Raw genomic sequence first — 23,769 nt, 5'->3', positions numbered from 1 at the left:
CGGCCGGTAGACTTATGAAATACTTCGAAACAGGTTAAAATGCGCGAATCAGGCTATGATGCTCTGGGTGCAATTTCAGGTTGGTCATTATCAGTGAGAACGCTTATTTTTGTTTTATGCATGCTGGGTTATCTGCTGGTACTGGGCTACCTTGGCGTGTTCGTCACTGACAAAATTTGTGAAAAATCGAACAACTACACCAAGGTCTGCCGGCTGGTGGACATTTCTGAACCCCATATTCCCGCCGTTCAGGCCAAATAATCGGTGGTGATCAACGGAGTCAGCACCGCCGCCAGCGCGAGCAGCGCGATCCATTGCTTCCACCCCAACTGCGCCAACCAATCCTGCCGCAGCGGCGGCGTCGCCAGTTGCCCCACCGCGACGGTGCCGGTAAACAGCAACGTCAGGAGGATCAGCACCAGCCCCCGACTCAGCGCATCAAATTCGACGTGCAACAGGTTGGCGTAATACAGACGCATCAGAATGAAGTAGGCCAACATCATCCAGGCGAAAATCACCTTTTTCTTCAGCACCTGTTGCAGCATGGCGCCGATGAACAGGCTGTGGGCCAGCGACAAGAGCGGCCGTTCAAAAGGGTGGCGCACGCACAGGTTATAAACCGCCATATAGATATTGAAGATCAACAGCGTATACACGGCATAGATATACCAGCCGTAGATGACCTTGAGTTTCTTGCGGGATGGCGGGGTAGATAAGTCGTCCGATTTCATTGATGCCTCCTGAACTGGCCGCGCGACGCCTGTCGTTTTCAAATGACGGTAGGGCGGTTTGATTGGAAATCCACAGGGTATATATCACCCGCTCGCTAAATGAAAATTAAACGCTGCGCCGGCTTTATTTTGGCCGATGCGGGGAACTTATTTCGGCTCTCCAGGTCTGCTTAAACGGAGAGACCGCAGCGCTTGCTGATGCAAGAATTTAAGAGTAATGCATTGATATGAAAGACTATAAAAACCATGCGACCACCAAGTTCCTGATGCTGTTCACCCTGGCCATCTATGGTTTTTTACCGCCGGTGCTGACCACCTATTTTTGCGAATACTTTAACCTTAATCCGTTCTCGATCATCAAATTCTGGCACTTCAATCCCTTTGCCGCCGATCGCGGCATTCCCACCTATCAAACCTTTCTCTATCTGCTGGCGCTGTGGTGGGTGCTCAACCTCGCGTTGTGGCTCGCCCTGTGGGCCGGCTTTCGCGGCTATGCCCGCTGGATCGGCCCACGGCGTTAACCGGCGGGGGCTGCAGTAAAGTTGCAGACAGAAAGCACTTTACATCTTTTGTTGAGAGCGATTATCATTATCGTCGTCGGTGAGGGGAAGAGGGTTGTCTCCTTATGTGCCCCCCGCATCGGCACGACATTGCTCACATTGCTTCCAGTTTAATTGCCAGCCTCGCGCTGGCATTTTTTTATCCCTATTATTTCAGCGTATTAATGCGGGCAGCGCCGGGAGGGAACCGGGCGCTTAGCCGGCTTATAAAAAGTCTCTATATATTTTAACTTTGTATTGATAAAGATAATAATTATCATTAATGTTTTCTTTTTGTTGCATACAGCACACCGATAATACCTCGGCGGTTGCCGCCAGCCAGCGTTGCTGACACGGGACCTCATACGGTGTGGTTTCATGGTTTTTACTAGGGATTACAGCATGTCCGCATCTTTTACGGTGAAACGGCCTCACCTTCTCTGCTCGCTGGCGATTTTCCTGCCGCTTGCCTCTTTCGCTGAAGATACGCTGGTCGTCACGGCGCAGCCCGCCGATACGGCGGATGCCGCCACCCAGGGCTATCAGGCGACCACCAGCCAGGGAGCCACCAAGACCGACAAGCCGCTGATCCTGACGGCGCAGTCGGTATCGGTCGTCACCCGCCAGCAGATGACCGACCAACATAGCCAGACGGTCAACGACGCCTTGAAATATACCCCGGGGGTATTCACCAATTTCGCCGGCGGCGCCACGCGCTATGACACCATCGCGCTGCGCGGTTTTCACGGCGGCGACGTCAACAACACCTTCCTCGATGGGCTGCGCCTGCTGAGCGACGGCGGCACCTACAACGCGCTGCAGGTCGACCCCTGGTTCCTGGAGCGAATAGACGTGATTAAGGGGCCGTCCTCGGTGATGTACGGGCAGAGCATTCCCGGCGGCCTGGTCGCCCTGACCTCCAAGCGGCCGCAGTTCGCCAGCGAGGGGCACCTCAACGCCATGGCCGGCAATAACGCCACCCAGGGCGCCGCCTTCGATCTGACCGGCCCGCTGTCGGAACACTGGGCCTATCGGTTGACCGGCATGACCCGCAGCAGCGACACCATGTACGATCATCAACGTGAAGAGCGTTACGCCATTTCGCCTTCGCTGCTGTGGCAACCGGATGAAAACACCTCGTTGTTGCTGAAAGCTTATCTGCAGAAAGATCCGTCCGGCGGTTATCACAGCGCGGTGCCGGCCGACGGCAGCATTTATTCCAGCAAGGGCGACAAGCTGGGGCGCGGGTTCTTTGACGGCGAGAGCAGCCGCAACCTGTTTAAACGCTGGGAACAGATCTACAGCTATGCTTTTTCGCACGCGTTCAACGATGTCTGGACCTTCCGGCAGAACGCCAGCTATACCCATTCCAACGTCGAGCTGCAGCAGGTTTACCAGATTGGCTGGAACGAGCAGCACAGCGAGCTGAACCGTTACTACAGCGGTTCGTCGACCTCTCTGGACGCCTTCGCCATCGATAACCAGCTGGAGGCCGATTTCGCCACCGGGCCGGTGGACCACAAGGTGATGCTGGGAGTGGATTACCAGCGTTTCCGCAACAATCTGTGGGATGAGTCGGCCGGGGCGACCCCGCTCAACCCTTACACCGGCGTCTCCGGCGGGCCGGCGCTGAGCAACCTGGTCCATACCGACTCCCGACGCCATTATGAACAGGCGGGCGTTTACCTGCAGGATGAAATCAGCCTGAATAGCTGGTATCTGAATCTGGCCGGGCGCTTCGATCGCATGGAATCGAAAAATACCGTGCTCAATACCGGCTCCAGCGACGCGCGCACCGACGACAACTTCAGCGGCCGCGCATCGCTGCTGTATCACTTTGACAACGGCTTCTCGCCTTACGCCAGCTACAGCACCGCGGTGACGCCGGAGGCCCTGGCCGATCAGAGCGGCCATATGCTGAAGCCGAGCAGCAGCGAGCAGTACGAAGTGGGGGTGAAATATCAGGCGCCGGGCAGTGCGTCAATTTACAGCGTGGCGCTGTACGATCTCACGCAGAAGGATGTCGCCAACCGCGTGGTGCAGCAAAGTTATTATGTCCCGGCGGGCAAAGTGCATTCCCAGGGCATAGAACTGGAGGCGCGCAGCAAAATCACCGATCGCCTGGACCTGATTGCCGGCTATACCTACAACAAAGTGAAATTCAAGGATGCGGTTGACGGCAACGATGGCAACACGCCGTATCTGGCGCCAAACCAAATGGCTTCCGTATGGGGCCAATACGACGCGGGCTACGGGCTGAATGTGGGCGCCGGCGTGCGTTATATCGGCAAGCAATGGGCGGATAACGAAAATACGCTGCGCATACCGTCGGTAACGCTGGTGGATGCGTCGTTAAGGATGAATCTGGACCGCGTCAACAGCGCGCTGAAAGGGGCCTACGTGCAGTTGAACGTCAATAACCTGACCGATCGTAAATATGTCGCCGCCTGTTATGGCACCGGCTATTGCTATTGGGGGGCCGAACGTTCGGTGGTGGCGAGCGTAGGGTACGACTTTTAAGCGCGGGCGATGGATGCCCCGTCGGTTGTCCGGCGGGGTAGTCAGGCTGCGTCAGAACAGGGAAAACAGCAACACCACCGGCAGGCTCAACGGCCAGGTTAAACCGATGGTCAGCGCGCTGATAAAGCGGATTTTGACGGTGTCCCGGCTAACCAGATAGGTGAAAACCATAGAAACTAAAAGGCCAATTAAATAAAAATATTGTGTTGCAACCCACAGCGACGACATGAAACCCGATCCCAGTTGTATTTTTCAGCCGCGAATTCTAGGAGCTTAATTTTTTATAATCAATGGCCGAAGGCCATTAATTCAAACCTTTATTTATAACCATTTATTTGGCATGGATATGAATAAATCCCCGTTATTTAGCCGATTTCCGCGATTACAACAGTAAATCAATAACATAGTTACCGGTAACATCGGTTGGCGCCCGACAGTCTGAACTTAACCCTGACTAATTCATGGGTATAAGCCGCGGGGACCTCGAACGGGCAGGGGCGCAAATTTGAAAATGGTAATCCGATGTAATATGTTGATCCGGCATCAACCCTTAAAGGAGAAGTGAGATGAGTTTCTGGAGGATCGTTTTCACCATCATTCTGCCCCCGCTGGGCGTATTGCTCGATAAGGGCATCGGCGGCGCTTTTATCCTCAACATCATCCTGACTCTGTTGGGTTATATACCCGGCCTGATCCACGCTTTCTGGATCCAGACCCGGCGGTCGTAACCCCGTACTGCACCAACAACCCTGGCCGACGCGCCGGGGTTTTTTATTCGCGAACATGATCAATGAATGTTAAGACCGTAGACGAATAGCCACGAAAACAGCAGCGCCAGCAGGCATGCCATAAAGAGTATGGAGATCATTTCCTTCACGTCTACATTCCTTTTCCCGATCTACTGAGTGATTTGTCTTTGTTTTTTCATGATATTTTAGATCGCGATAGGTAAAATTCCTAGTTCTAATGTTTTTTTTCGGCCGATGAGCCATAACGTGCCCGGCAGAATGAGGGAGGTGTATCCTGACAGTGCCAATGTTAACCACGCCCCGCCTGGTGTTGCGGCCGCTGACGATCGACGATGCCGGGGATATTCAGCGGCTGTTTCCCCATTGGGAAATCGTGCGGCATATGACCCGTCGAATCCCCTGGCCTTACCCGAAGGAGGGGGCGCTGAATTTTCTGCAGCACGCGGCATTGCCGGCCATGGCGAGCGGCAACGCCTGGTTTTGGTCCATCAGGCGCAGGGAGGCCGATGGCCAGCTGATTGGCGTCATCAATCTCAGCCTCGGCAGCGCCGACAACCGCGGCTTTTGGCTGGCGCGGGAATGGCAGCGCCAGGGGTTGATGAGCGAAGCCTGTTACGCCGTAACGGAATACTGGTTCAACGTTCTGGGGCAGGAACGCTTGCAGGTATCTAAAGCCGCAGCTAACGCCGCCTCCCGGCGGCTCTCGGAAAAAACGGGCATGCGGCTGGTGGCGACCGAACGGCGTGACTACGTCGGCGGGAGCATGGACACCGAGATTTGGTCGATTACCCGGGCAGAATGGAATGCCGGGCCCGGCCGGCGCTAACTATTCGCAGCTATTGCCGAATGGCTCAAGGGCAACTATATACAAAGGGTATGGCCTGGCATATCACTCGGATGTCGGGCTTCAGGGGGCCTATCCGCGTTTGCGCAAGGCCCTTCACGTGACACAAGGATTCGCAATGAGCACAAAACCTACCGTCGTTCTGGTTCACGGATTCTGGGGCGGAGCGGCGCACTGGAGCAAAGTCATTCTTGAACTGTCACGCCGGGGCTATGAGTCGATTCATGCCGTCGAGATGCCATTAACCTCCCTGGCTGATGATGCGGAGCGCACGCGCAAAATGGTCGCTCAGCAGCGCGGGCCGGTATTGCTGGTGGGGCATTCCTATGGCGGCGCGGTGATTACGGAAATGGGCAATCAGCCGAACGTGGTCGGGCTGGTTTATATCGCCGCCTTCGCGCCGGATGCCGGTGAAAGCGCCGGTGGCATCACGCAGCAGTATCCTCCGGCGGCGGCGGCGAACCTGGCGCCCGACAGCGACGGTTATCTATGGGTAAAAACCGACAAGTTCCACCAGAGCTTTTGCCAGGATCTGTCCGCCGATGAAGCGCTGGTGATGGCGGTGGCGCAAAAGGCGCCGCTGGCCAGCACCTTCGGCAATCCCGTCAGCGAACCGGCGTGGAAGCACAAACCCTCGTGGTATCAGATTTCCAGCGACGATCGGATGATTGCGCCTGAAAATCAGCAACGAATGGCGGGGCGGCTACGGGCGAAAAAGGTGATTACGCTGGGCGCCAGCCATGCGTCCCTGGCGTCGCATCCGCAGCAAATCGCGGCTTTGATTGATGAGGCCGCGGGCTCGCTATAAAACCGCCGGCGGTGACGGTCGGCAAGGACCGTCACTTCCTGGCGCGCAATTCAAGGATAAACGCTGGGGCCGGGATGACAGTTGATGATCAACATGAACCCGAAAACCACGGCGACGGCGATCAACGCATAAAGTTCGAATTTTCGCATCTCGCGCTACCGCCCGTTGACGCCGATAACCTCAATGGCGGCGCGGTACAGTTTCTGGAAGTAGTCATCGGACTGTCTTTCTACCTCGTGCAACAGGTAAGAGATCAGGTTTTGCTTGCTGATGGGCTTGTTGGATGAGAGCACCTGGATAACGCTTTTGCCAATCAGGCAACAGATTTGCGTACGGTATTCGTCAACGTCATTCTCGTTGAGACCGTAGAGGGAATAGTCGATCATTATCTAAACCTGGTGAAATTTAATTGCCCGCAGAAGCGGGCGGAGAAGCCATAAAAAATAAAATCGGGCAAATTTCACTTAGGTACATGCCTGAGTGACATGTTAACGATAACGTAATAAGAATATTCCTATCAAGCATCTCCGTCCTTCAGACGGCTGTTTCGGAAAAACCTCAAAAAAATCCCGAAACAGGTTCGGGAGAAACCACGGTATGAGTTCGAAGGCTTATAAGCGCCTTTGGTTATAAGTTTAGTTCGTTAGGTTATTAGCCGCTGAAAAAATAAAACTCCGCCCGATGTGAATGAGCGGTTTTCACGCCGCCGGCTCGCGAATAAAAAGCCGGCAAGATTTGCCGGCTGATTTTTAAAAGGGGAGTGACGCATTACGCGGTCTGTTTGTGGAACAGCTCGCGGAATACCGGATAGATATCGTCCGGCTCGCGGATGTGCTGCATGGCGAAATTGTCGAATTTTGCCTGCAAATCTTCATATTCGCGCCACAGCGTTTGGTGAGCGCGGCGGGTGATTTCGATATAGCTGTAGTAACGCACCATCGGCAAAATTTTCTTCGCCAGCAGCTCGTGACACAGCGGCGAGTCATCGGCCCAGTTGTCGCCGTCCGACGCCTGTGCGGCGTAGATGTTCCACTGCGCGGGGTCGTAACGCTCCTCGACCACGTCATTCATCAGCTTCAGCGCGCTGGAAACGATGGTGCCGCCGGTTTCCTGCGAGTAGAAGAACTCTTGCTCATCCACTTCCTTGGCCTGCGTATGGTGGCGGATATACACCACTTCAACGTTCTTGTAGGTGCGGCTCAGGAACAGATACAGCAGGATGTAGAAACGCTTCGCCATATCCTTGGTGGCCTGATCCATCGAGCCGGACACGTCCATCAGGCAGAACATCACCGCCTGGCTGGACGGTTCCGGCCGGCGCTCATAGTTTTTGTAACGCAGGTCGAAGGTGTCGATAAAAGGCACGCTTTCGATTTTCTTGCGCAGCTCGGCGATCTCTTTGCGCAGCCGTTCCTCCTCCAGCAGCTGCACCGGCTCGGTGTTTTCCAACTGGCTGAGCTCATCCTCCAGCTCGTGCAGGGCGCGCCTTTTCCCGGCGGTCATGGCGGTGCGCCGCGCCAGCGAGTTCTGCAACGAACGCACGACGCTGATGTTGGCCGGCACGCCGTTGGCGGTGTAGCCGGCGCGGTGAGTTTTAAACTCCGTCAGCTGCTTGTACTGATTTTTTTTCAGGTTGGGCAGCGCCAGGTCTTCAAACAGCAGGTCGAGATATTCATCCTTGGAGATCTGGAAGACAAATTCGTCTTCGCCTTCGCCGTCCTGGCTGGCGTTGCCCTGGCCGCCGCCGCCGCCACCGCCGCCCTGCGGGCGTTCGACGCGGTCATTTTGCACGAAGTGATCGTTGCCCGGATGCACACGGTGGCGCGTGCCGCCGCGCCCCTGATGGAACATCGGTTCGTTGATATCGTCCGTGGGGATCGAAACCGACTCCCCGCTGTCTACGTCGGTGACCGAACGCTTGTTGATGGCTTCGGCAATCGACTGTTTGATTTGCGACTTGTAACGGCGCAAGAAGCGCTGGCGGTTCACCATGCTCTTGTTTTTGCCGTTAAGCCGTCGATCAATGAAATAGGCCATACTTCCCCCAAACGACGTTGCCAACTCTTCATGTCCTTTACGCGGCGGCGCAATGGTCCGGTCCGTCCCTGGACCCCGCCGCAGCGTAAAAACGTTGGACATGGCCCTGATAATGCCGACTCGCTATGGCGTTATGAGGATTTTCTGACCCGCAGATACCATTCGCACAGCAGGCGAACCTGTTTGCGGGTATAGCCTTTCTCCATCATGCGATCGACGAAATCGTCGTGCTTTTTCTGCTCATCCGTCGAGGTCTTGGCGTTAAAGGAAATCACCGGCAGCAGCTCTTCGGTGTTGGAGAACATTTTCTTCTCGATCACCGTGCGCAGCTTCTCGTAGCTGGTCCAGTTAGGGTTGCGGCCGCTGTTGTTGGCGCGGGCGCGCAGCACGAAGTTGACGATTTCGTTGCGGAAATCTTTCGGGTTGCTGATGCCGGCCGGTTTCTCTATTTTCTCCAGTTCCGCGTTGAGGGATTCGCGGTCGAACAGTTGACCGGTATCCGGATCACGGTACTCCTGATCCTGGATCCAGAAGTCCGCATAGGTCACGTAGCGGTCAAAAATGTTCTGACCGTATTCCGAGTAGGATTCCAGGTAGGCGGTCTGGATCTCTTTACCGATAAACTCGGCGTATTTCGGGATCAGATAGCCTTTCAGGTGCTCCAGGTATTTCTCCGCCTGATCCTGCGGGAACTGCTCGCGCTCGATCTGCTGTTCCAGCACGTAGAACAGGTGTACCGGGTTAGCCGCCACCTCGGCGTGATCGAAGTTGAACACCCGCGACAAAATCTTGAAGGCGAAGCGCGTGGAGAGGCCGTTCATGCCTTCATCAACCCCGGCATAGTCGCGGTATTCCTGATACGACTTGGCCTTCGGATCGGTGTCTTTCAGGCTTTCGCCGTCATAGACCCGCATCTTCGAGTAGATGCTGGAGTTTTCCGGCTCTTTCAGCCGCGACAGCACGGTAAAGCGCGCCAGCGTTTCCAGCGTGCCCGGGGCGCATGGCGCATGGGTCAGCTCACTGTGGTCCAGCAGTTTGTCGTAGATCTTGATCTCTTCCGACACCCGCAGGCAGTAAGGCACCTTGACGATGTAGACGCGGTCGAGGAACGCCTCGTTGTTCTTGTTGTTGCGGAAGGTGACCCATTCCGATTCGTTGGAGTGCGCCAGAATAATGCCGCTGAACGGCAGGGCGGAGATGCCTTCGGTACCGTTGTAGTTGCCTTCCTGAGTGGCGGTCAACAGCGGATGCAGCACCTTGATCGGCGCCTTGAACATCTCCACGAACTCCATGATCCCCTGGTTGGCCCGGCACAGGGCGCCGGAGTATCCGTAGGCGTCGGGATCGTTTTGCGCGTGGTTTTCCAGCTTGCGAATATCCACCTTGCCGACCAGCGCGGAGATGTCCTGGTTGTTCTCATCGCCCGGTTCGGTTTTGGCGATGGCGATCTGTTCCAGAATGGAAGGGCGCACCTTCACCACTTTGAACTTGGTGATGTCGCCGCCGAACTCATGCAGGCGCTTCGCCGCCCACGGCGACATGATGGTGCCGAGATAGCGGTTGGGGATGTTGTATTCTTTTTCCAGAATAGAGGCATCCTCCTGCGGATTGAACAGGCACAGCGGATGATCGTTTACCGGGCTGCGCTCGCCGTTGGCGCTCAGGGTATAAATCGGCACGCGCTGCATCAGCGCCTTCAGGCGTTCAGCCAGCGATGACTTCCCGCCGCCGACCGGGCCCAGCAGGTACAGGATCTGTTTCTTCTCTTCAAGGCCCTGCGCGGCGTGTCTCAGGTAAGAAACGATCTGTTCGATCGCTTCCTCCATGCCGTAGAACTCCTCGAAGGCCGGATAGCGTGCGATCACGCGGTTGGAGAACAGGCGAGACATGCGTGACTCAAGCGCGGTGTCCACCATAACTGGTTCACCGATAGCCATCAGCAGACGTTCGGCCGCATTGGCATATGCACTGCGATCTTGCCGGCAAATGGTAAGAAATTCCTGCAGTGTGAACTCTTCGTCCTTGGCAGCTTCGTAGCGCTGGCGATAGTGGTCAAATATGTTCATGGCGATGCCCGTCCTTTCGTTATTAGCACAGGTTAAAAAGGGAACTGGTGATCGTGTTCTGGCTCCCGAAAGAATGAAGATATACCTGAGTACAGCAACCCGTATGCCAACTTGGTGCGCTTATTATCGCGAGTTGCGCTGTATTGCCACTGGGCTCAGGATAAATTCACCTTCTGATTTAAGCTTAGTTGGCATACCGAAAAATTTCCTGCGACAGAAAAAGCTTTTTTTAAGTCATATCAATGACTCAGTTATTTCGGCGGGGGCCAAATGCCTTGTCTGGCGCGGCCTGAGGCAGAAAACGTCATGCTTCTGCCATGATTAATTCATATTCCCGATCTAAGTTATTCGATCTTGGTTGTTTTCTATTGTAAAGATTAGGCGCGTAACTAAATTTTCACATAAACTAGGCCGGCTATTAACCCTGTTATTTATGGAAAAGAACCAGTGAAGATCTCTCAACTCAAAACGTTAGCCATTATCGCTTCCGCAATGGTTTGTGCGCACAGTGCTCAGGCTGGAACCTGGTCACTCGGCGCTTCCGCGCTGGTCAGCCCGGATCCGTATCGCGGTAATCAGGACCGCGTCTATCCGGTACCCGTCATTAATTATGAAGGCGACGACTTCTACTTCCGCACGCTGACCGCCGGTTATTACCTGTGGAAAGATCAGGAAAACCAGCTGAGCCTGATGGGTTACTACTCGCCGTTGGGCTTCCGTCCGGGCGACAGCGACGACGATCGCATGAAGCGATTGGACAAACGCCGCGGCACCCTGATGGCCGGCCTGGCTTACTCGCACAACGCCGAGTGGGGTACCCTCCGCACCACCTTCACCGGTGACACCCTGGACTACAGCAACGGCCTGGTGGGCGACGTCGCGTATCTGTACAAGTTCGACCTCGACGCTCTCACTCTGGTTCCCGGCGTGGGCGTCATGTGGAGCAGCAAAAACCAGAACAAATATTACTACGGCGTCAGCGAACACGAATCGCGCCGCAGCGGCCTGGACAGCTACACGCCGGAAGACAGCTGGGCGCCCTATGTTGAGCTGAGTGCCAACTACAAAATCAACAAGGACTGGAATGCCTTCTTTGTTGGGCGCTACGTTAAGCTCTCGGATGAAGTGAAAGACAGTCCGATGGTGGATAAATCATACACCGGGTTGTTGATGACGGGTGTGAGCTACACCTTCTAACGGCGCATTGCACGTTAATCGTGCAATGGCTGCACCACAAAGGGGCGCTCGCGCCCCTTTTGCTCGTTTGCGGTGCGCTGCGCCCAGGGCTAACCGCCAGGGCCGGTGAGCGCGCCGCGCCTTAACGGCTGAGCGGGTAGATAAGCGGGGCGGTAGCCAGCGCCGCCCCAAACAAGGTCAGGCGTTTTTGCGGCTGCGGAAGGTCACCGCCAGCCGTGCGGGCTGCTCGCCGGCGGCAACCAGCGGCTTGCCGACGCGGCCGGTTTCCACGCACACCATGGTTTTGTAACCGTCGTTGGTCATATCCGCCATGCTGCAGGAGAGCTCGACGCCGGGGTTCCAGGCGATCACGTCGCTCATATGGTGATGATGAACCTCGATGGTGCGCTGCAGCGCCGGATCTTTTATCAGGCTGAAGGCTTCGGGCCGGGTATAAACGCGGTCGGTCTGGCCGACGAACGTCAGCGCGCCGGTTTGGCGCGCTGGCGCACCGCCCGCCACTTTGTCGATATAGCTGTCGCCAAGGCCCGTCACCTTAACCTGTTCGATATCGCCGATCTGGAAGTAGGTGTGCAGCGCCGCAGTCGCCTGGTAGTCGCCGTGCGACTCCAGCTCGATCTCGCATTCTTCGCCCAGCTTGAAGCGGGCAATCAAGGTAAAGGCGTGCGGCCACAGTTTACGGGTTTGCTCGTTGTCCTTCAGCGTGAAGGTGAGGATAACGCCGTTGTCGTCTTCATCGTGCGCCGTCAGGCTCCAGGGTTGGTTGCGGGCAAAGCCGTGCGAAGGCTGCGCCACCGGGCCGAACCAGGGCCAGCAAATCGGCACGCCGCCGCGGACCGCCTTGCCTTTCTGGAACGGGGTATTGCCGCTGAGCCAGATAACCGGCCGATCGCCGCTGGGCTGCCAGGCTAACAGGTGCGCGCCCTGCAGGGCGATCGCCGCGCGCACTTTGGGGTGCGACACCACAACGACGCCCAGCTCATCGAGCTGCCGCTGGCTGATATACGGAGAAATCTGTTCGCTAACGGGCAGGGTGAAAATTTTTTCGTTCATCGGTTGGCCTTTTGTTCGCCTAAACACAAATAAAAAGGGCGACATAAATGTCGCCCTCGTCATCAGCTTAACATCATTCCATTATTTGGAGATGTGAGCGATCAGATCCAGAACCTTGTTGGAGTAGCCAGTTTCGTTGTCGTACCAGGAAACCAGTTTCACAAAGTTGTCGTTCAGCGCGATGCCGGCTTTGGCATCGAACACGGAAGTCAGGATTTCGCCGTTGAAATCGGTAGACACCACGTCGTCTTCAACGTAGCCCAGAACGCCTTTCATGGAGCCTTCGGCAGCGGCTTTGATGACTTTCTTGATTTCTTCGTAGGTAGCCGGTTTTTCCAGACGTACGGTCAGGTCAACGACAGAAACGTTAGGAGTAGGAACGCGGAACGCCATGCCGGTCAGTTTGCCTTTCAGCTCTGGCAGAACTACGCCTACCGCTTTCGCTGCGCCGGTAGAAGAAGGGATGATGTTCTGGGACGCGCCGCGGCCGCCGCGCCAGTCTTTGTGAGACGGGCCGTCAACGGTTTTCTGAGTGGCGGTGGTCGCGTGAACGGTGGTCATCAGACCTTCGATGATGCCGAAGTTGTCGTTGATGACTTTAGCCAGTGGCGCCAGGCAGTTGGTGGTGCAAGATGCGTTGGAAACGATGTCTTGGCCAGCGTATTTTTCAAAGTTTGCGCCACGCACGAACATTGGGGTCGCGTCTTTGGAAGGGCCGGTCAGAACAACTTTTTTCGCGCCAGCGGTGATGTGTTTGCGTGCGGTTTCGTCGGTCAGGAAGATACCGGTCGCTTCAGCGACCACGTCAACACCCACTTCGTTCCACTTCAGGTTAGCCGGGTCTTTCTCTGCGGTAACACGGATGGTTTTGCCGTTAACAACCAGATGGCCGTCTTTAACTTCTACCGTACCGTTGAAACGGCCGTGAGTAGAGTCATATTTCAGCATGTAAGCCATGTACTCTGCGTCCAACAGATCGTTGATTGCAACGATTTCGATGTCGGAACGTTCCTGAGCGGCACGGAAAACAATGCGACCGATACGGCCAAAACCGTTGATACCTACTTTGATAGTCATATATTCCACCAGCTATTTGTTAGTGAATAAAAGGTTGGTTGTAAAATTACAAAAACCTTACCAAGCGTCAAGCGGAATCGTGTCAATTCTTGCGGCAAGTCAAACCTGGGGGTCGGGTTTGCGCGCTTATTGCACAGTCCGTTTGCGTTCGGCCTCATCCGTAATATGGGGTCAAACCGCCAAGTATAAAGTCAGCATGCGCAAGATGTGTGATCGGTATCACATAACATCGCGGCGTGACCTTTATGGCGTACAGTTTAGGCCAAAAACCCCTGCAGCGGTGTTAATTTTTTGTTATTATTAATCATTGTTTTCGTTGACATTATCCACATTCAGAGAAACGCACAAATGGCTAAAGAGACAACCCCAGGTCAACCGGTCACGGAACTGAATGAAATCCAACGTTATGTGACCCAGGAGCGCGGCACCGAAGCGCCGTATTCCGGGAAATTGCTGCACAACAAACGCGAGGGCGTGTACCATTGCCTGTGCTGTAACCAGCCGCTGTTCTATTCGGAAACCAAGTATGATTCCGGCTGCGGCTGGCCGAGCTTTTATGAGCCGGTTTCCGATGATGCAATTCGTTATCTTGATGATAATTCACATAATATGCATCGCGTTGAGATCCGCTGCGGCCACTGCGACGCGCATTTGGGGCATGTATTCCCCGATGGCCCGCAGCCGACCGGCGAACGCTTCTGCGTTAACTCGGCGTCGCTGAGCTTTACCGACGGCGAGAACGGCGATAAGACCGTCGGCTAAGGGGGGCATTTGGCCAACAAAATCGATTCAGCTAATTATTCTTCCGCAGGTGGGAAATGCTCTGATGGATGTGAAAGATCTGATTGCGGCGATGACGCCGGAAATCTACCAGCGCCTGGCGCAGGCGGTTGAGCTGGGCAAATGGCCGGACGGCGTGGCGCTGACCCCGGAACAGAAAGAAAACAGCCTGCAGGCGGTGATGCTGTGGCAGTCGATGAACAATGCCGATCCGCAACATATGAGCATCGGCACCGACGGCCAGATCGTGATGAAAAGCAAGCAGGAGCTGAAACAGCAGTTCGTCGGCGAACCGCTGGTAAAACTGAAACCGCAATAATGCGCAAGGCAGGGCGATGCCGCCATCGCCCGCCGTTTTAGCGCTTCCCGCCGTTTATCCCCAAAGACCCGCCAGACGGTAGTGGCCGTCGGTACCCATTCCCAGAACATAGCGCCGCTCAAACCTTTGAAATGGCGAACAGCGATTGGCGATTTTCGCCGGAGAAAGCAGGGCGCCCCGGCTGTCAGCCGGCGATGAATTGTGACAAGGTAACCAGCTGCGCGCCGGCTTGCCGCATCGCCTGCAGCGCTTGCCGGCTGTCGCCCGGCTGCAAATCGACGCCGCGGCAGCCGTCGACGATTACCTGCGTCTGATACCCCAGCTCCAGCGCGTCCAGCACGCTGAATTTGACGCAGTAGTCGGTCGCCAGCCCCATGATCGCCAGCCGGTCGACGCCATGGCTTTGCAGCCAGTCGTTGAGCGCGGTTTGCGCCCGGTGGCCGTTGTCGAAGAAGGCGCTGTAGCTGTCGATATCCGGGCTTTGCCCTTTGCGGAACACCTCCGCGATGGCCGCCTGATGCAAATCGGGATGAAATTCGGCCCCGGGGCTCCCCTGCACGCAATGCACCGGCCACCAGACCTGCGGCAGGCCCTCCAACAGGCCCAGGGTGCCCGGCTGGGCATTGGCGTTGACCGCAAAGCTGCGGTGGTTGGCGGGGTGCCAGTCCTGGCAGGCGACCACCGGTTCACCGCGCGCGACACAGGCGGCGATGGCGCGATTGGCGACGGCGACGGCGGCGTCGCCGTCCGTTACCGCCAGCGCGCCGCCGGGGCAAAAGTCATTTTGCAGGTCAATCAACAACAGGGCCGTTTTCATCGCCGCTCCAAAATGAGGTTAACCGGTAATGCTCAGCTCGCCGCGCAGGTCTTGCTGCATCAGGCTGCGGATTTGTTCCGGCGTCAGCGGCTGGCTCAGCAGATAGTGCAGTTTAGTCAACGCCGCTTCCACCGTCATGTCGAAACCGCTGATCACGCCGGCATGCGCCAACGCATTGCCGGTGGCGTAACCTTCCATATTGACCCGCCCGGAGATGCACTGCGTCAGGTTGACCACCACGATGCCGCGCTCGGAGGCCGCGCGCAGCTCATCGACCAGCTCGGCTTTTTGCGGCGCATTGCCGACGCCGTAGGAACGCAGGATCAGCGCTTTAACCGGCTGCAGCAGGAAGTTACGCACTACCGCGCCGGAGATCCCCGGATAAATAGTCACTACGCCGATGGGCTGCGGCGTGATGTCGTGCACTTTCAGCTCGCCGTTGCAGGCCGGGCTGTCGATGCCGTTTTGGCGGCGAATGTGGATACCGGCCTCCAGCAGCGGCGGCAGATTGGGGGAGGCGAAGGCGTCGAAGCCGTCGGCGTGCGCCTTGGTGGTGCGGTTGCCGCGGAACAGCTTGTTGTTGAAGAACAGACTGACCTCGTTCACCGGGTGATTGGCCGCCAGATACAGCGCATTCAGCAGGTTGGTCTGGCCGTCGGAGCGCAGCTCCGCCAGCGGGATTTGCGAACCGGTGACGATCACCGGCTTGGCCAGGTTCTCCAACATGAATGACAGCGCCGACGCGGTGAAGGCCATGGTGTCGGTGCCGTGCAGAATGACAAAGCCGTCGTAGCGATCGTAATTCCGTTTGATGTCGTCGGCGATGTGCTGCCAGTCTTCCGGCGTCATGTCGGAAGAGTCGATCAGCGGCGCATATTCGTGGATGGTGAAATCCGGCATTTCCGGCCGATGGAATTCCGGCATCAGCGCCAGCTGACGCTGCAAATGGCCGGAAACCGGAATATAGCCGTGCTCGGAGCGTTGCATGCCGATGGTGCCGCCGGTGTAGGCGACGTAGATGGATTTCTTTTGCATGGTCATTGTTTTAACGGAGATAAGATGGGCTGAATTATAGGGGGATAACGGCAGAAAAAAAGCCCGGCGGCTGCCGGGCTGAAGATTTATTTGTTAGCGGACTTCTCCGCAGGTCAAACAGATAGCGTAACGGTTTTGCGGATCGTTCAGATTGTTGAACAGGCCCGGTTGCTCTTTCACCGCCATGGCGACGGAGGCCAGCGGCGCCGGCAGCACGGCCTGAACGGCGGCAGGCAGCATGGCGTGAATCGACACGCCGAACTGGCCGAGCACCATATCGGTCAGGCTTGGCGTATCGACGAACCAGTTCAACTGCCACTGTTTCAGCTTGGCCAGTTCGGCCGCTTTTTTCACTGCGTCGTCGAAATCGCCCAGCTGATCGACCAACCCGTTGGCCTTGGCGTCGCTGCCGAGCCACACGTGGCCCTGCGCGATGTGATCCACCTGCTGCGGCGTCATTTTGCGCGCTTTAGCCACCAGGCCGATAAAGTTCTGGTAACCGTTCTCGATGTTCAACTGCATCATCTGAGCGAATTCCGGCGGCAGCGCCTTGGTCACGGCAATATCGGCCAATGGCGAGGTCGCTACGCCGTCGGTGTGCACGCCGATGCTGTCCAGCGTCTGCTCATAGGTGTTGATGATGCCGAAAATGCCGATCGAGCCGGTCAGGGTGCTTGGGCTGGCGATGATGTAATCGGCCGGGGTAGAGACCCAGTAGCCGCCCGAGGCCGCCATGCCGCCCATCGAAACCACCACCGGCTTGCCGGCGGCGCGTACCGCCGCCAGTTCGGAGCGGATCACTTCGGAAGCGCTGACGCTGCCGCCCGGGCTGTTGACGCGGAATACCACCGCCTTGATGGCCGGGTCCAGACGCGCCTGGCGCAGTTCGTCGGCGGTGGTGTCGCCGCCAACGCTGCCGGGCGTTTGTTGCCCGTCCATGATGGCGCCGTTGGCGAAGATCACGGCTATCTTGCCGCCCTGATCCGCCGCCGGTTTCGGCTGGTAGTCATAGATGCTGATGGCGTTGAAATCATTGGCCTGCTTGTCCCAGCCAAAGGTTTTCACCAGCTGGTTTTCGATCGCGGTGCGCGAAGCCAGCTCATCCACCAGCTTGTTGTCCAGCGCATAGCGGGCGGTGTCGCCGCCAGCCGCCTGCAGGCCGGTCAGCACGCCGGCGGCGCCAGGGAACAGCTGCTGCGGGGTGAGCTGACGGTTGGCCGCCACGGTATCCAGATAGTTTTGCCACAAACCGCCGATCCAGCGGCTGTCCGCTTCGCGCGCGGCCGGCGACATATCGTCGCGGATCAAGGGTTCGACCGCCGATTTATAGGTGCCGACGCGGAAAATATGGGTGGTGACCTTGAGCATCTCCAGCAACGATTTGTAGTACAGGTTGTTGGTGGCGAAACCGTGCAGATCGACCGCGCCCTGCGGCGACAGATAGACCTTGTTGGCATAGCTGGCCAGGTAGTATTGCGTCTGGTTGTAGCTGTCGCCGATGGCGAAGATCGGTTTGCCGCTGTCGCGGAACTCGCGCAGCGCCTTGCCGATGTACTGCAGGGAAGGCTGATCGGCGCCGGCGAAGTCATTCAACTGCAATACCATGCCGGTAATGTTTTTGTCGTCTTTGGCCTTGCGGATGCTGTCCACCACGTCGAACAGCGAGTTTTCCTGCAGGCGGTTGCTGGAGGCGCCGAGCAGCTCGCGGCCCCACTGACGCACCTTGTTGTTCATTGACGGTTGATCGACCACCACGCCGCTCAGATCGACCAGCAGCGCGCCGCGCGCCGGCACCGTCGGGGTGGTGGAGCTTTGGAAGGACAGATAAATGCCGACCCCAACCAGGATCAGCAACACCAGGAACAGGTTAAGGATCAGTTCCCTGATAAAGTTCAGCAGACGCCATGTCCACCTGAATATGCCGGCAATAATTTGCCACAATGTGCGCATGTGCTCTCCAACAAGAGTCGAGAATGTTCCGCTATCCTAATGAGCGGCCGAAGAAATGTCAGCTTTAAATCGTGGCTCACAGACAGTATTGCCGAGGCTGTAACTCGCTGTTGAGCTATGTTAACGTGATCGTAATGAAAATTGTTATCAGGAGTTTACGATGGATGCACTGGATCTTTTACTGAATCGCCGCTCGGCCTCGCGGCTGGCGGAACCGGCGCCGGCGGGAGAAGTGCGCCAGAATATCATCAATGCGGGCCTGCGCGCCCCGGATCACGGCGCCCTGCAGCCGTGGCGCTTCGTGATGATTGAGAATCAGGGTCTGGAGCGTTTCAGTCAATTGTTACAAGCTGCTGCCAGGCAGGATCAGCTGGACGACGCGGCGATCGAAAAAGCCACCAAGGCGCCGTTCCGCGCGCCGTTGATCATCACCGTGATCGCACACTGTACCGAAGAAACCAAGGTGCCGCGCTGGGAGCAGGTGGTGTCCGCGGGCTGTGCGGTGCAGGCGATGCAGATGGCGGCGTTGGCGCAGGGCTTTAACGGCATCTGGCGCACCGGCGCCTGGACCGAGCATGCGCTGGTGCGCGAAGCCTTCGGCTGCCGCGAGCAGGATGAGATCGTCGGTTTCCTCTATCTGGGCACCCCGCAGCTGAAAGCCGCGACCAGGGTCATCGCGCCGGACAGCACGCCGTTCGTCAGCTATTTCTGATCCCGCGGCGGGAATGCGGCAAAAATGCGCCGTAACCCGCAGAATTGCCTTGTTTCTGAGCAGGCTGCACGCTAATCGGCGGCCTGCTCTTATCAATCCCTTCGGCAAGCGCTACCCTATGCTATCTTGAGTGCCGTTAATCGAAGGGAGTGGACTATGACATCGCCGGCGATCCGTTTAACCCAGTACAGCCATGGCGCTGGCTGCGGCTGTAAAATCTCACCGAAAGTTCTCGAAACCATCCTGCACAGCGAGCGTGAAAAGTTTGTCGACCCGCGCCTGCTGGTAGGCAATGAAACCCGTGACGACGCGGCGGTGTACGACATCGGCAACGGCGTCGGCATCATCAGCACCACCGACTTCTTTATGCCGATCGTCGACGATCCTTTCGATTTTGGCCGCATCGCCGCCGCCAACGCCATCAGCGACGTCTACGCCATGGGCGGCAAACCGATCATGGCGATCGCCATCCTCGGCTGGCCGATCGCCACGCTGCCGCCGGAAGTGGCGCAGCAGGTGATCGACGGCGGGCGCTTCGCCTGCCAGCAGGCCGGCATCGCGCTGGCCGGCGGGCATTCCATCGACGCGCCGGAGCCGATCTTCGGCCTGGCGGTGACCGGCGTGGTCAATACCGAGCGGGTGAAGAAAAACAGCGCGGCGCAGGCCGGGGCCAAGCTGTTCCTGACCAAACCGCTGGGGATCGGCGTGCTGACCACCGCCGAGAAGAAAAGCAAACTGCGTCCCGAACATCAGGGATTGGCGACCGAAGTGATGTGCCGGCTCAATAAACCCGGCGCGGATTTTGCCGAGGTGGCCGGGGTGACGGCGATGACCGACATCACCGGCTTTGGGCTGCTGGGCCACCTGAGCGAAGTGTGCCAGGGTTCCGGGCTGCAGGCTACGCTGTGGTTCGAGCAGGTGCCGAAGCTGCCGAACGTCGAGGCCTATATCGCCGAAGGTTGCGTGCCGGGCGGTACCGGCCGCAATTTTGACAGCTACGGTCACCTGGTCGGCGAGATGAGCAGCCTGCAGCGGCAGCTGTTGTGCGATCCGCAGACCTCCGGCGGCCTGCTGTTGGCGGTGCTGCCCGAAGCGGAGCAGCAGGTGCAGGCGATTGCCGAACGCCATGGCATTCCGCTCAACGCCATCGGCGAACTGCACGCCGCGGTCGCCGGCAAACCGCTGATTGAGGTCGTATAGTGTCCATCGCGCAGGGAAGGCCGGATACCGACGATTACCGAGGTATTTTTTTGCAGGATCTGCCGCTGATAGACCTGCGGGCGCCGGTCGAGTTTCAACAGGGCGCCTTCGCCCAGGCGGTGAATCTGCCGTTGATGAACGACAGCGAGCGGCAGGCGGTGGGCACCTGTTATAAACAGCAGGGGCAGCAGGCGGCGATCGCCCTGGGCCACCGCCTGGTGAACGGCAGGCTGCGCGAGCAGCGCACCCGGGCATGGCTGGCGCAATGTGCGCGTCAGCCCGAGGGCTATCTATACTGTTTCCGCGGCGGCCTGCGTTCGCAGCTGGTGCAACAGTGGCTGCGTGAGGCCGGGCTCGAGTATCCGCGGGTTATCGGCGGCTACAAAGCGCTGCGTCATTTCCTGCTCGACACGCTGGCGCAATGCGCGGAGATGCCGATGGCGCTGGTCGGCGGCAATACCGGCAGCGGCAAGACGCTGCTGGTCAACCAACTGGCCGATGGCGTCGATCTCGAAGGGGCGGCGCGTCACCGCGGCTCATCTTTTGGCCGAACGCTGGCCGGCCAGAGTTCACAGATTGATTTTGAGAATCGTCTGGCTGTGTTATTGCTGAAAAAACAGCATGGTGGCAGCCGCCGCTGGGTGCTGGAGGACGAAGGCCGGATTATCGGCAGCAATAATCTGCCGTTGCCGCTGTTCAACGGCATGCAGCAGGCGCCGGTGGCGGTGATCGACGATCCCTTTGAGACGCGCCTGGCCCGGCTGCAGGCCGAGTATATCGACGGCATGCGCGCGCAGTTTGAACGGGCCTATGGCGCCGATGAAGGCTGGCGGCAGTACGATGAGTATCTGCACCAGGGGCTGTTCGCCATCCGCCGTCGATTGGGTCTGGAGCGATTCCAGCAGCTGACGCTGCGGCTGGAGGCCGCGCTGAAGCAACAGCGGCTCAGCGGCAACGGCGAGGCGCACCGGCAGTGGCTGGCAGCGCTGTTGCAGCATTACTACGATCCGATGTATCACTTCCAGTTGGAAAAAAAATCCCGACGAATCGTTTTCCGCGGGAACTATGCTGAAGTAAGAGAATTCCTGATGACGTACAGCCAGAAAAACGGTGAATAATGCGACTGTTTATTGCCGAGAAACCGAGTTTGGCGCGCGCCATTGCCGACGTACTTCCCAAGCCGCACCGTCGCGGTGACGGTTTTATCGCCTGCGGCAGCAACGATGTGGTGACCTGGTGCGTCGGGCACCTGCTGGAGCAGGCGCAGCCCGATGCCTACGACAGCCGCTATGCGCGCTGGTCGTTGGCGGATCTGCCGATTATCCCAGAAAAATGGCGTCTCCAGCCGCGACCGTCGGTCAGCAAGCAGCTGAACGCCATCAAAAAACTGCTGCTCGAGGCCGACGAGGTGGTGCACGCCGGCGACCCGGATCGCGAGGGGCAGCTGTTGGTCGACGAGGTGCTGGACTACCTGGAGTTAACGGCGGACAAGCGGCAAAACGTCCGCCGCTGCCTGATCAACGATCTCAACCCGCAGGCGGTGGAGCGCGCCGTCGACCGGCTGCGCGACAACCGCGACTTTATCCCGCTGTGCGTGTCGGCGTTGGCGCGCTCGCGCGCCGACTGGCTGTACGGCATCAATATGACCCGCGCCTATACCCTGCTGGGGCGAAATGCCGGCTATGACGGCGTGCTGTCGGTAGGACGGGTGCAGACGCCGGTGCTGGGGCTGGTGGTGCGGCGTGATGAAGACATTGAGAACTTTGTGCCGAAGGACTTTTTCGAAGTTAAAGCGCATATCGTTACGCCGAAAGAAGAGCGCTTCGTGGCGGTCTGGCAGCCCAGCGATTCCTGCGAGCCGTATCAGGATGAAGAAGGGCGGCTGCTGCACCGGCCGCTGGCGGAGCACGTGCTCAAACGCATCGAAGGCCAGCCGGCGCTGGTCACGTCCTATAACGATAAACGGGAATCAGATACCGCGCCGCTGCCGTTTTCGTTGTCGACCCTGCAGATTGAGGCGTCCAGACGTTATAACCTCAGCGCCCAGCAGGTGCTGGACGTTTGCCAGCGGCTGTACGAAACCCATAAGCTGATTACCTATCCGCGCTCCGATTGCCGCTACCTGCCGGAGGAGCATTTCGCCGGGCGCCACGCGGTGCTGAACGCCATCAGCGTACATCAGCCGGATCTCTACCCGCAGCCGGTGATCGACAGCGATCGCCGCAACCGCTGTTGGGATGACAAAAAGGTGGATGCCCACCACGCGATTATTCCTACCGCGCGCGCCAGCAAGGTCAACCTGACTCAGGATGAGCTGAATGTCTATGGGCTGGTGGCCCGTCAGTATCTGATGCAGTTTTGCCCGGATGCGATGTTCCGCAAATGCGTGATCGAGCTGGATATCGCCGGCGGCAAATTTATCGCCAAGGCGCGTTTTCTGGCCGAGGCCGGGTGGCGCACGCTGCTGGGCAGCAAGGAGCGCGACGAAGAGAACGAAGGTGCGCCGCTGCCGGTGGTGGCGAAAGATGACGAGCTGCTGTGCGAGCGCGGCGAGGTGGTCGAACGCCAGACGCAGCCGCCGCGCCCCTTCACCGATGCCAGCCTGTTGTCGGCGATGACCGGCATTGCGCGCTTCGTGCAGGATAAAGCGCTAAAGAAAATCCTGCGGGCGACCGATGGTTTAGGTACCGAAGCCACGCGGGCGGGGATCATCGAATTGCTGTTCAAGCGTGCGTTTCTGTACAAGAAGGGACGCTATATTCACCCCAGCGAAACCGGCCGCGCGCTGATCCACTCGCTGCCGGACATCGCAGCACGCCCTGATATGACGGCCAACTGGGAAGCCACGCTGACGCAAATCAGCGAAAAATCCTGCCGCTATCAGGACTTCATGCAGCCGCTGGTCGGCACTTTGCAGGAGCTGATTTATCAGGCCAAGCAGAGCCGGGCGAGTATGGCGTTTCGTGGGTTGCCGCCGCCGCCTTCGGCGGGCGGCAAGAAACGCAGGAAGAGCGCCGGCAAGGCGCGGGAGAAGAGCGAATGAAACACGGGTTACTGATGCTGACGGCGGGGGTGTGGTTGGTTTCCGGCGCGGCCGGCGCCCATCGCGGTGACGTGGATGTGGTGCTGCCGGTTTCGCCAGAAATTTGGGGGGCGGCGAAAAACGCCGAAACTCAGGCCTGCAACCGCTGCTGCGTCTACCGGAATCAGAATTACTCCGAAGGGGCGGTGCTGAAAATCGACGATGAGGTACTGCAGTGCGTACGGGACCACAACGTGGTTGGCACCAATCCGCTCATCTGGGTGCGCCTGAAGAAGTGACGATGTAACCTGGA

24 protein-coding genes are annotated in these 23,769 nt (G+C 57.9%); 14 read left to right on the top strand and 10 right to left on the bottom strand.

The annotated features are described in order from the left end of the window. Positions 1-39 precede the first annotated feature (39 nt). Positions 40-261 (top strand): hypothetical protein, encoded by a 222-nt coding sequence (locus tag CKW09_RS24565; RefSeq protein WP_129544353.1) that lies wholly within the window; start codon positions 40-42, stop codon positions 259-261. On the opposite strand, the gene CKW09_RS13920 is transcribed toward CKW09_RS24565, so the two are convergent. Then, on the bottom strand, positions 249-731 hold the full coding sequence (locus tag CKW09_RS13920; RefSeq protein WP_061794520.1) for a hypothetical protein: 483 nt from the start codon (positions 729-731) through the stop codon (positions 249-251). The two genes, CKW09_RS24565 and CKW09_RS13920, sit on opposite strands and share 13 nt — an antisense overlap. A gap of 227 nt (positions 732-958) precedes the next feature. On the opposite strand from CKW09_RS13920, the gene CKW09_RS13915 reads away from it, so the two are divergent. Both CKW09_RS13915 and CKW09_RS13910 read left to right on the top strand, forming a co-directional pair. Further along, positions 959-1,252 (top strand): hypothetical protein, encoded by a 294-nt coding sequence (locus CKW09_RS13915; protein WP_095097846.1) that lies wholly within the window; start codon positions 959-961, stop codon positions 1,250-1,252. A gap of 420 nt (positions 1,253-1,672) precedes the next feature. Continuing rightward, entirely contained in the window at positions 1,673-3,790 is a 2,118-nt protein-coding gene (locus tag CKW09_RS13910) for a TonB-dependent siderophore receptor (RefSeq protein WP_095097843.1), read from the top strand. A 51-nt stretch (positions 3,791-3,841) separates the two neighbouring features. On the opposite strand, the gene CKW09_RS13905 is transcribed toward CKW09_RS13910, so the two are convergent. Beyond that, positions 3,842-4,018 (bottom strand): GhoT/OrtT family toxin, encoded by a 177-nt coding sequence (locus CKW09_RS13905; RefSeq protein ID WP_073970211.1) that lies wholly within the window; start codon positions 4,016-4,018, stop codon positions 3,842-3,844. Positions 4,019-4,356: 338 nt separating this feature from the next. Between CKW09_RS13905 and CKW09_RS13900 the strand changes: the two genes are divergently transcribed. The 3 genes from CKW09_RS13900 (at position 4,357) to CKW09_RS13890 (ending at position 6,191) form a co-directional block, all read left to right on the top strand. Beyond that, on the top strand, positions 4,357-4,518 hold the full coding sequence (locus CKW09_RS13900) for a YqaE/Pmp3 family membrane protein (protein ID WP_095097840.1): 162 nt from the start codon (positions 4,357-4,359) through the stop codon (positions 4,516-4,518). Positions 4,519-4,813: 295 nt separating this feature from the next. Beyond that, positions 4,814-5,365 (top strand): GNAT family N-acetyltransferase, encoded by a 552-nt coding sequence (locus CKW09_RS13895; protein ID WP_061794517.1) that lies wholly within the window; start codon positions 4,814-4,816, stop codon positions 5,363-5,365. A gap of 136 nt (positions 5,366-5,501) precedes the next feature. Further along, positions 5,502-6,191: an alpha/beta hydrolase gene (locus tag CKW09_RS13890; RefSeq protein ID WP_061794516.1), complete on the top strand. Its 690-nt coding sequence runs from the start codon at positions 5,502-5,504 to the stop codon at positions 6,189-6,191. Between the two features lie 155 nt (positions 6,192-6,346). On the opposite strand, the gene CKW09_RS13885 is transcribed toward CKW09_RS13890, so the two are convergent. The 3 genes from CKW09_RS13885 to yeaG all read right to left on the bottom strand — a co-directional run bounded on the left by CKW09_RS13885 (position 6,347) and on the right by yeaG (position 10,294). Then, positions 6,347-6,577, bottom strand: coding sequence for a biofilm development regulator YmgB/AriR family protein (locus CKW09_RS13885; protein ID WP_095097837.1), 231 nt, complete (start codon positions 6,575-6,577; stop codon positions 6,347-6,349). A gap of 382 nt (positions 6,578-6,959) precedes the next feature. Continuing rightward, positions 6,960-8,228, bottom strand: coding sequence for a YeaH/YhbH family protein (locus CKW09_RS13880; RefSeq protein WP_061794514.1), 1,269 nt, complete (start codon positions 8,226-8,228; stop codon positions 6,960-6,962). 131 nt (positions 8,229-8,359) lie between these two features. Beyond that, positions 8,360-10,294, bottom strand: coding sequence for a protein kinase YeaG (yeaG, locus tag CKW09_RS13875; RefSeq protein ID WP_061794513.1), 1,935 nt, complete (start codon positions 10,292-10,294; stop codon positions 8,360-8,362). A 492-nt stretch (positions 10,295-10,786) separates the two neighbouring features. Between yeaG and CKW09_RS13870 the strand changes: the two genes are divergently transcribed. Further along, a complete protein-coding gene (locus CKW09_RS13870; protein ID WP_061794512.1) occupies positions 10,787-11,491 on the top strand; it encodes a MipA/OmpV family protein in 705 nt (234 codons plus the stop codon). A 177-nt stretch (positions 11,492-11,668) separates the two neighbouring features. Here CKW09_RS13870 and CKW09_RS13865 read toward each other — a convergent pair whose 3' ends face one another. Then, positions 11,669-12,544 carry a D-hexose-6-phosphate mutarotase gene (locus CKW09_RS13865; protein WP_061794511.1) on the bottom strand — a complete coding sequence of 292 codons (876 nt, stop codon included), beginning with the start codon at positions 12,542-12,544 and terminating at the stop codon, positions 11,669-11,671. Between the two features lie 81 nt (positions 12,545-12,625). Further along, the gene (gene gapA / locus CKW09_RS13860; RefSeq protein WP_061794510.1) at positions 12,626-13,621 is read right to left on the bottom strand and encodes a glyceraldehyde-3-phosphate dehydrogenase; all 996 of its coding nucleotides are present in this window, start codon (positions 13,619-13,621) and stop codon (positions 12,626-12,628) included. 348 nt (positions 13,622-13,969) lie between these two features. Here gapA and msrB point away from each other — a divergent pair, with 348 nt between their 5' ends. Beyond that, positions 13,970-14,383, top strand: coding sequence for a peptide-methionine (R)-S-oxide reductase MsrB (msrB, locus tag CKW09_RS13850; RefSeq protein WP_061794509.1), 414 nt, complete (start codon positions 13,970-13,972; stop codon positions 14,381-14,383). A gap of 64 nt (positions 14,384-14,447) precedes the next feature. After that, positions 14,448-14,720, top strand: coding sequence for a YeaC family protein (locus CKW09_RS13845; RefSeq protein ID WP_061794508.1), 273 nt, complete (start codon positions 14,448-14,450; stop codon positions 14,718-14,720). A 184-nt stretch (positions 14,721-14,904) separates the two neighbouring features. On the opposite strand, the gene pncA is transcribed toward CKW09_RS13845, so the two are convergent. The 3 genes from pncA to sppA all read right to left on the bottom strand — a co-directional run bounded on the left by pncA (position 14,905) and on the right by sppA (position 18,522). Next, on the bottom strand, positions 14,905-15,537 hold the full coding sequence (gene pncA / locus CKW09_RS13840; RefSeq protein ID WP_095097834.1) for a bifunctional nicotinamidase/pyrazinamidase: 633 nt from the start codon (positions 15,535-15,537) through the stop codon (positions 14,905-14,907). A gap of 18 nt (positions 15,538-15,555) precedes the next feature. After that, positions 15,556-16,572: an asparaginase gene (gene ansA, locus CKW09_RS13835; RefSeq protein WP_061794761.1), complete on the bottom strand. Its 1,017-nt coding sequence runs from the start codon at positions 16,570-16,572 to the stop codon at positions 15,556-15,558. Positions 16,573-16,665: 93 nt separating this feature from the next. Next, positions 16,666-18,522 (bottom strand): signal peptide peptidase SppA, encoded by a 1,857-nt coding sequence (gene sppA, locus CKW09_RS13830; RefSeq protein ID WP_061794506.1) that lies wholly within the window; start codon positions 18,520-18,522, stop codon positions 16,666-16,668. 160 nt (positions 18,523-18,682) lie between these two features. Between sppA and CKW09_RS13825 the strand changes: the two genes are divergently transcribed. From CKW09_RS13825 to CKW09_RS13805, 5 genes are all read left to right on the top strand, one after another. After that, positions 18,683-19,234, top strand: a complete 552-nt coding sequence (locus CKW09_RS13825; RefSeq protein WP_061794505.1) for an NAD(P)H nitroreductase — start codon at positions 18,683-18,685, stop codon at positions 19,232-19,234. A 156-nt stretch (positions 19,235-19,390) separates the two neighbouring features. After that, complete coding sequence (selD, locus tag CKW09_RS13820) at positions 19,391-20,434, top strand: selenide, water dikinase SelD (RefSeq protein WP_061794504.1); 1,044 nt, start codon at positions 19,391-19,393, stop codon at positions 20,432-20,434. Continuing rightward, on the top strand, positions 20,434-21,552 hold the full coding sequence (mnmH, locus tag CKW09_RS13815; RefSeq protein WP_061794503.1) for a tRNA 2-selenouridine(34) synthase MnmH: 1,119 nt from the start codon (positions 20,434-20,436) through the stop codon (positions 21,550-21,552). The genes selD and mnmH overlap by 1 nt, the downstream gene beginning before the upstream one ends. Then, the gene (locus CKW09_RS13810) at positions 21,552-23,477 is read left to right on the top strand and encodes a DNA topoisomerase III (protein ID WP_167387249.1); all 1,926 of its coding nucleotides are present in this window, start codon (positions 21,552-21,554) and stop codon (positions 23,475-23,477) included. Before mnmH ends, CKW09_RS13810 begins: the two co-directional genes overlap by 1 nt. Continuing rightward, complete coding sequence (locus CKW09_RS13805) at positions 23,474-23,755, top strand: DUF1496 domain-containing protein (protein ID WP_061794501.1); 282 nt, start codon at positions 23,474-23,476, stop codon at positions 23,753-23,755. Before CKW09_RS13810 ends, CKW09_RS13805 begins: the two co-directional genes overlap by 4 nt. Positions 23,756-23,769: the final 14 nt, after the last annotated feature.

It is taken from the genome of Serratia ficaria (assembly GCF_900187015.1).
In the GTDB taxonomy this organism is placed as follows: domain Bacteria; phylum Pseudomonadota; class Gammaproteobacteria; order Enterobacterales; family Enterobacteriaceae; genus Serratia; species Serratia ficaria.
This window is presented reverse-complemented; position numbering and strand designations above follow the sequence as displayed.

What these genes read in the sequence shown, in the direction of transcription:
- CKW09_RS24565 (WP_129544353.1), top strand. Translation starts at nt 40, where the DNA reads ATGCGCGAATCAGGCTATGATGCTCTGGGTGCAATTTCAGGTTGGTCA.
- CKW09_RS13920 (WP_061794520.1), bottom strand. Translation starts at nt 731, where the DNA reads ATGAAATCGGACGACTTATCTACCCCGCCATCCCGCAAGAAACTCAAG.
- CKW09_RS13915 (WP_095097846.1), top strand. Translation starts at nt 959, where the DNA reads ATGAAAGACTATAAAAACCATGCGACCACCAAGTTCCTGATGCTGTTC.
- CKW09_RS13910 (WP_095097843.1), top strand. Translation starts at nt 1,673, where the DNA reads ATGTCCGCATCTTTTACGGTGAAACGGCCTCACCTTCTCTGCTCGCTG.
- CKW09_RS13905 (WP_073970211.1), bottom strand. Translation starts at nt 4,018, where the DNA reads ATGTCGTCGCTGTGGGTTGCAACACAATATTTTTATTTAATTGGCCTT.
- CKW09_RS13900 (WP_095097840.1), top strand. Translation starts at nt 4,357, where the DNA reads ATGAGTTTCTGGAGGATCGTTTTCACCATCATTCTGCCCCCGCTGGGC.
- CKW09_RS13890 (WP_061794516.1), top strand. Translation starts at nt 5,502, where the DNA reads ATGAGCACAAAACCTACCGTCGTTCTGGTTCACGGATTCTGGGGCGGA.
- CKW09_RS13885 (WP_095097837.1), bottom strand. Translation starts at nt 6,577, where the DNA reads ATGATCGACTATTCCCTCTACGGTCTCAACGAGAATGACGTTGACGAA.
- CKW09_RS13880 (WP_061794514.1), bottom strand. Translation starts at nt 8,228, where the DNA reads ATGGCCTATTTCATTGATCGACGGCTTAACGGCAAAAACAAGAGCATG.
- yeaG (WP_061794513.1), bottom strand. Translation starts at nt 10,294, where the DNA reads ATGAACATATTTGACCACTATCGCCAGCGCTACGAAGCTGCCAAGGAC.
- CKW09_RS13870 (WP_061794512.1), top strand. Translation starts at nt 10,787, where the DNA reads ATGGTTTGTGCGCACAGTGCTCAGGCTGGAACCTGGTCACTCGGCGCT.
- CKW09_RS13865 (WP_061794511.1), bottom strand. Translation starts at nt 12,544, where the DNA reads ATGAACGAAAAAATTTTCACCCTGCCCGTTAGCGAACAGATTTCTCCG.
- gapA (WP_061794510.1), bottom strand. Translation starts at nt 13,621, where the DNA reads ATGACTATCAAAGTAGGTATCAACGGTTTTGGCCGTATCGGTCGCATT.
- msrB (WP_061794509.1), top strand. Translation starts at nt 13,970, where the DNA reads ATGGCTAAAGAGACAACCCCAGGTCAACCGGTCACGGAACTGAATGAA.
- CKW09_RS13845 (WP_061794508.1), top strand. Translation starts at nt 14,448, where the DNA reads ATGGATGTGAAAGATCTGATTGCGGCGATGACGCCGGAAATCTACCAG.
- pncA (WP_095097834.1), bottom strand. Translation starts at nt 15,537, where the DNA reads ATGAAAACGGCCCTGTTGTTGATTGACCTGCAAAATGACTTTTGCCCC.
- ansA (WP_061794761.1), bottom strand. Translation starts at nt 16,572, where the DNA reads ATGCAAAAGAAATCCATCTACGTCGCCTACACCGGCGGCACCATCGGC.
- sppA (WP_061794506.1), bottom strand. Translation starts at nt 18,522, where the DNA reads ATGCGCACATTGTGGCAAATTATTGCCGGCATATTCAGGTGGACATGG.
- CKW09_RS13825 (WP_061794505.1), top strand. Translation starts at nt 18,683, where the DNA reads ATGGATGCACTGGATCTTTTACTGAATCGCCGCTCGGCCTCGCGGCTG.
- selD (WP_061794504.1), top strand. Translation starts at nt 19,391, where the DNA reads ATGACATCGCCGGCGATCCGTTTAACCCAGTACAGCCATGGCGCTGGC.
- CKW09_RS13810 (WP_167387249.1), top strand. Translation starts at nt 21,552, where the DNA reads ATGCGACTGTTTATTGCCGAGAAACCGAGTTTGGCGCGCGCCATTGCC.
- CKW09_RS13805 (WP_061794501.1), top strand. Translation starts at nt 23,474, where the DNA reads ATGAAACACGGGTTACTGATGCTGACGGCGGGGGTGTGGTTGGTTTCC.